Raw genomic sequence first — 6,140 nt, forward strand, 5'->3', positions numbered from 1 at the left:
ATTTGCGACTTCCTTATGTTAACACTTTCATGTTTCAATGTCAACTAAGTTTTTTATTTCGTTTGTCGCTTTCTGCGTGATTGCTATCGGCGACTTGTTCTATATTACACCTCTACACTCTAATCGTCAACACATTTTTATAAATAAATTTAATTTGAATATTTTCATACTCTTTAAGCTAGATAAGCCCCTACAATGGTTTCATTAACGAGAAACCATCTTCCCCTTCTCTTTACTAATTCTATTCTCCCAAAACATATTCAATTTAATTAAAGGCCTCAGCCGTCACACCTTACTTAATTTGTATGAATGATTTCCCTAACGAAACTAGCAACCTTTTTTTAACAAATACTAGTATATAATTAGAGAGTTATTGTATTCCCTAATGTACCTCTTTGTTTATCATGTTGTACTATCGATAAAACTCTATTAGAAACAGGTGACGATATGAAAGATATACGTATTCTTATAGCAGACGACGACAAAGAAATCCGAGATTTATTAAAAAGATATTTAGAACGAGAATTATATATGGTAGATACTGCAATTCATGGCGAAGAAGCCTTACATTTGTTTAATCAAAATAACTATAACCTCGTTATATTAGATCTTATGATGCCGAAAGTAGATGGAATCGAAGTATGTAGAAAACTTAGAGATAAAACTAACGTACCGATATTAATGCTAACCGCTAAAGATCACGAAGTTGATAAAATTTTAGGTTTAAGCATTGGCGCCGATGATTACATTACGAAACCTTTCAGTATTCACGAAGTGGTTGCACGAGTAAAAGCTCTTATGCGACGGTTTTTAATTCTCGGAAGTAACACTAATGTACAAGAGAAAACAACTTTAGCTTTTAAAGGGCTAACTATTGATTTAAATACATACACAGTTCATACAAATGAAAAAGAAATCAATTTAACCGGAAAAGAACTTGAACTATTAAAATTCTTCACTTCAAACCCAGGACAAGTATTTACAAAAACACAACTCTTTCGAAATGTATGGGACGATAATTATATAGAAGATGACAATACCGTTATGGTACATATTAGAAAGCTTAGAAAGAAAATAGAAATCGACCCTTCCAATCCAAAATTTATTCAAACTATATGGGGAATTGGTTATAAATTTGTAGGTGAAAAGCTTGAAGACTGATAAGATTCTCTTTCTTATTTCATTGCAACTTATCATTTGCGGGCTTTTAAATATACACATGGGTCCCAAAGTAAAAATACCTTTATTTATTACCCTTATCTTAATTACAATATATCTTTTCTTTTCAAGAATACAATTCATTCAAAATCGCAAAGCGATGGTCACTAAATTAAGTCGTGCACTAAAAGGAAATTTGCAAACAAGATTATTTACAAATAACGACCGTTCATTACATACTATCGTTTTTTCGATAAACGAACTAATAGCTGAATTAGAAAAGGTTCAGATTGAGGCGAAAAGATCCGAAGAATCGAGAAAACAACTTTTGTCTAGTATCTCGCATGATATCCGAACACCACTCACTTCTATTATTGGATATATTGACGCTTTAAAAGATGGTGTTGCTGCTTCTCAAACGGAAAAGCTAGAATATCTTGAAATACTTTATAAGAAATCAAACAACTTAAAAAGTCTAGTTGATGAAATATTCAATATGGCAAAGCTAGATGCTAATGAATTTCCATTAAAAGAAGAAGAACTCGATTTTTCTGAAGTTACTAGAGAAGTGTTAATCGAGTTTTTACCTGATCTATCAAAACATAATATCGAACTACAAGTTTTTATACCAGAATCTACTTGTCCTATCATCGCAGACCATCTTAGCCTTATGCGGGTTATAGGTAATTTAATGAAAAATGCCATTTATTACGGAAAGGATGGGAAAATAGTAGGCGTCGAACTACTAGAAACCGATTCAGAATATGAACTTCTTATTTGGGACAAAGGCCCTGGTATTCCAAAACATGAATTACAAAACGTATTTGAGCGAATGTACCGAAGCGAACAATCAAGAAACTCCTCTTTTGGTGGTAGCGGTCTCGGGCTTTCTATTTCTAAAGCGCTCGTTGCGAAAAACGGTGGACATATATGGGTTGACAGTATTCCTTGGGAAAGAACTACTTTTGGCTTTTCTATCCCAAAACACACTACTTTTAAGAAATAGTTAAGAAATGATTAATATGCAGTTAAACCCTTCTTTTTATCATGTAATTAAGAACTCATAGAAAGTAGGTGTCTTCTATAAATACAATTATAAAAACGACAAATCTCACTAAAATATATGGCACTCAAAAATCAGTAGATAATCTTAACATCAATGTACAACAAGGAGAGATTTATGGATTCATAGGACGAAATGGGGCTGGTAAAACAACGACCATTCGTATGCTGCTCAGCCTTATAAAACCTACAAGTGGGAATATTGAAATATTTGGGGAGGATTTATTCCAAAATCAAAAAGACATTTTAAGAAGAATTGGTTCTATCGTTGAAGTTCCAGGGTTTTATGAAAACTTAACAGCACGAGAAAACTTATTAATTAATGCAAAGATAATTGGAGTTCACAAAAAGAATGCAATTGAAGAAGCATTAGAAATTGTAGGCTTGCAGCATGAAACAAAAAAATTAGTAGGAAAGTATTCTTTAGGAATGAAGCAGCGTTTAGGAATTGCACGTGCTCTTCTCCATTATCCCGAACTACTCATACTAGATGAACCAACTAACGGGCTCGATCCAATCGGTATTAAAGAAATGCGAAAGCTTATTAAATCTTTAGCTCAAGAAAGAAACATAACGATACTCATTTCTAGTCACATACTAGCCGAAGTGGAACAACTAGTCGATCGTATGGGAATTATTCATGAAGGAAAGTTACTAGAGGAAGTTTCTCTTGATACGCTACGCAAAGCAAACCGTAGGTATATAGAATTCCAAGTGACTAATGACAATAAAGCTGCGATGCTCTTAGAAAATCATTTTCAAATTTTTGATTATGAGGTACATGACGCAGGAAATATTCGCGTTTACTCTCATTTCGGACAGCAAGGACGCATTAACAGAGCGTTTGTTCTTAATGATATTGAAGTATTAAAAATGATGATGAGTGAAGACAGATTAGAAGATTATTTCACCAAGCTAGTTGGAGGTGGAACAATTGGTTAATCTACTCTATACAGAACTATTAAAACTCAAACGCTCTAATATGTTTTTGATTAGTATTATCGGGGCTGGTGTCGCACCTTTCTTAGTGGTAGTAGCGTCTTATATACACATAAAAACAAAACAGCCAACTCCAACTATTTTGTTCCATCAATTATTCACTGAAGTTAACTTATATACTACTTTAGTTATGGGATTCCCCTTATATGGCGTAGTGGTTGCTTATCTGTTTACCCGTGAATATACAGAAGATACACTAAAACATTTACTAACTATCCCAGTGTCACGCATTAACTTTATTATAAGTAAGTTCATTATTCTCTTTCTTTGGATTATAATGCTTACTTTAGTCGCTTGGGCACTTACTTTATTATTAGGGCTACTGGGGAACTTCTCTGGTTTTAGCATTGCTTTACTTTTAGGTTCCCTCCTAAAATTTTTAATATGTGGTGGACTTCTCTTTCTTTTATCTTCACCTATTGTACTATTAGCTCTTGTAATGAAGACGTATGTACCGCCTATTATATTAACAATTATTATAACGATGACTAACCTTATGCTCGTAAATTCAAAACATAAAGACCTGTTTCCATGGACTGCTACCTTAGATATAGCAAATAATGAATTACAACCAACTTATCCACCAGAATATTCTTATCTCATCATCGCTGCAACAACAATTCTCAGTTTTATCGCAACACTGTTCTATTTTAAAAAGGTTGATATCCATTAATTTATAGGAGTGAAATTATGAGCGATATTATTATTGCTTTCATACTTGGTATTGTAGAAGGGTTAGCTGAATTTTTACCTATCTCCTCTACTGGCCATCTTATATTAGTCGGGCATTTACTAGACTTCGAGGGAGAGAGAGCAAAAACGTTTGAAATTGTTATTCAGCTAGGGGCAATTTTAGCTATTGCAATTTTATATCATAAACGCCTTGTTTCTTTATGTAATATTAAACCTCTTCTACGGAAAGAGAAAAAATTCAACGCATTCCATGTATTTCTTGGCGTATTTCCAGCAGTAATTGCTGGTTTACTACTACATGATGTTATTAAAACATATTTATTTCAGCCATATACTGTCGTAATTGGACTTGTAGCAGGAGCAATTCTTATGATCTTTGCAGAAGTCAAAAAGGCAGAGGCAACTACCTTTTCTCTGGATGATTTAACATACCGTCAAGCATTAACAATCGGATTATTTCAATGCTTAGCAGTATATCCCGGCTTCTCTAGAGCTGGTTCTACTATTTCTGGAGGTCTATTAGCGAAAGTAAATTATAAAACTGCATCTGAGTTCTCTTTTCTTATTGCTCTTCCTGTAATGGTTGGAGCTACAGGATTAGACTTATTAAAAAGCTGGAAGTATTTAAGTGTAAATGATATCCCTATGTTTGCGGTAGGCTTCATTACTTCTTTTATTGTAGCAATGTTAGCAGTAGTAACATTCCTAAAGCTTTTAGAAAAGATAGGTTTAAAACCTTTTGCATATTATCGTATTTTGTTAGCTATCTTATTTACGTTTTTCGTATTGCTATAGCTTTATATCAGTTATATATTATTAAACCGATATTCAAGTTGGAATATCGGTTTTTTATCTATTTCACCTCTAGTATTACTCCTTTTAATATGGCATAGTGATAATAAATTCATATTAATAATCCGAATATTCTTTGAACAATCCATTAAGATATGTAAGGTTACAAGCTATACTTGAAACCCGAACCTAGTAATAGCATTTCTTCTTTAAACGCATATACTAAGTTTAAAATAAGTACCTCAATTGATTGAATGTACCCATTATACCGGATGAGAACAAACGTTCCAGGTCCTTGTTATACATCACCACTTCCTTGTATTTATGTAAACGTACTATAGTGTTTTCACTTGTACTTATCTTCGCTACGAAAGACTTCCAATTATAAGATTTAAGGAAGTTTTTCCTATGTCTATATACAAACAACTGCAAGTTTTAACACTAGAAGAGCAAATTGAATTACTAACAAAGCATTTAGTTTCCTTTAATAGTATTAGCGGTACCGGCGGCGAAGCTAGTATTATAGATGAACTATTCTTGTCTATTCACGAAACTGACGAAGAGTTAAAACTATTATTGGAAAACTGTCCTAAATGGGAACAACTATATCCATTACCGTACGAAACAATTCGGAAATTAAACATCCCTTCTATTAATATGGGGGTCTACGGGAAAGATGGCCATAAATGGACAGAACGGGTTTACAAACCATATTCATTCAGCGTATTACCTGTATTAATTCGCAACACAACGATACAAATTTTAAATGAGTACAAAGCCATTACAAATAAGCAGATTGCTCAGGGATTATAAAGAGAATTAATATTAACTAAAGTGAGGTAACGATACAAATGAATCCATTAGCACAAGCATATTGGGATACTTATTGGGGGGACAATGCAAAGCCGAAATCTGTTACAGCTTGGCAATTCGGTGATTCCCCTGATTATCTCGCACAGTTAGTAATTGATGGTGTAAAAACAGCAACATGCTCCGGTCATATTTTTTATGAATTAGAAAACGAACCGCTACCAACAAACGATGATTATAGTATTGTACTCAATAGCCAAGATGAACCTGTAGCTATTATTAAGACAATAGAAGTAACTGTAACACCAATGAATAAAGTAAGCGAAGAATTCGCTATCGCTGAAGGTGAAGGCGATCGTACCTATAGTTACTGGATAGACACCCATGTTCGGTTCTTTACAAAGGAACTAACTGAGCTTGGTCTGAGTTTTTCTGAAGATATGCTACTCGTTTGCGAACGTTTTGAGCTTATTGATGTGAAACTATACTAAATAGAAGTTTTTCTGAGAATTTATACTATATACATACACTTACCTTTAAACAAATAAGCTTGTTATCAATGGATTTCTTGAGCCATAGATAACAAGCTTATTTCATTAAATACAAAAAAGACGAGTCATTCTGAC

At 33.4% G+C, this 6,140-nt stretch carries 7 protein-coding genes; all 7 read left to right on the plus strand.

Annotated elements, in window-relative coordinates:
* Window positions 1-447 precede the first annotated feature (447 nt).
* The 7 genes from VK90_RS27045 (at window position 448) to VK90_RS27075 (ending at window position 6,005) form a co-directional block, all read left to right on the plus strand.
* Window positions 448-1,161, plus strand: a complete 714-nt coding sequence (locus tag VK90_RS27045; protein ID WP_048376676.1) for a response regulator transcription factor — start codon at window positions 448-450, stop codon at window positions 1,159-1,161.
* Window positions 1,151-2,164, plus strand: a complete 1,014-nt coding sequence (locus tag VK90_RS27050) for a sensor histidine kinase (protein ID WP_048376678.1) — start codon at window positions 1,151-1,153, stop codon at window positions 2,162-2,164. Before VK90_RS27045 ends, VK90_RS27050 begins: the two co-directional genes overlap by 11 nt.
* Before the next feature lie 68 nt (window positions 2,165-2,232).
* On the plus strand, window positions 2,233-3,162 hold the full coding sequence (locus VK90_RS27055; protein WP_048376680.1) for an ABC transporter ATP-binding protein: 930 nt from the start codon (window positions 2,233-2,235) through the stop codon (window positions 3,160-3,162).
* Window positions 3,155-3,892, plus strand: a complete 738-nt coding sequence (locus VK90_RS27060; RefSeq protein ID WP_048376681.1) for an ABC transporter permease — start codon at window positions 3,155-3,157, stop codon at window positions 3,890-3,892. The genes VK90_RS27055 and VK90_RS27060 overlap by 8 nt, the downstream gene beginning before the upstream one ends.
* Window positions 3,893-3,909: 17 nt before the next feature.
* Window positions 3,910-4,707 carry an undecaprenyl-diphosphate phosphatase UppP gene (gene uppP / locus VK90_RS27065; RefSeq protein ID WP_002174597.1) on the plus strand — a complete coding sequence of 266 codons (798 nt, stop codon included), beginning with the start codon at window positions 3,910-3,912 and terminating at the stop codon, window positions 4,705-4,707.
* 405 nt (window positions 4,708-5,112) lie between these two features.
* On the plus strand, window positions 5,113-5,517 hold the full coding sequence (locus VK90_RS27070; protein WP_048376683.1) for a hypothetical protein: 405 nt from the start codon (window positions 5,113-5,115) through the stop codon (window positions 5,515-5,517).
* Window positions 5,518-5,555: 38 nt separating this feature from the next.
* Window positions 5,556-6,005, plus strand: coding sequence for an ASCH domain-containing protein (locus tag VK90_RS27075; protein ID WP_048376686.1), 450 nt, complete (start codon window positions 5,556-5,558; stop codon window positions 6,003-6,005).
* Window positions 6,006-6,140 lie beyond the last annotated feature (135 nt).

The sequence above is a fragment of the Bacillus sp. LK2 genome (assembly GCF_001043575.1).
In the GTDB taxonomy this organism is placed as follows: Bacteria; Bacillota; Bacilli; order Bacillales; family Bacillaceae_G; genus Bacillus_A; species Bacillus_A paramycoides.

Bases quoted from the DNA above. Each gene is read 5' to 3' on its own strand.
- VK90_RS27045 (WP_048376676.1), top strand. From the start codon at position 448: ATGAAAGATATACGTATTCTTATAGCAGACGACGACAAAGAAATCCGA.
- uppP (WP_002174597.1), top strand. From the start codon at position 3,910: ATGAGCGATATTATTATTGCTTTCATACTTGGTATTGTAGAAGGGTTA.
- VK90_RS27070 (WP_048376683.1), top strand. From the start codon at position 5,113: ATGTCTATATACAAACAACTGCAAGTTTTAACACTAGAAGAGCAAATT.
- VK90_RS27075 (WP_048376686.1), top strand. From the start codon at position 5,556: ATGAATCCATTAGCACAAGCATATTGGGATACTTATTGGGGGGACAAT.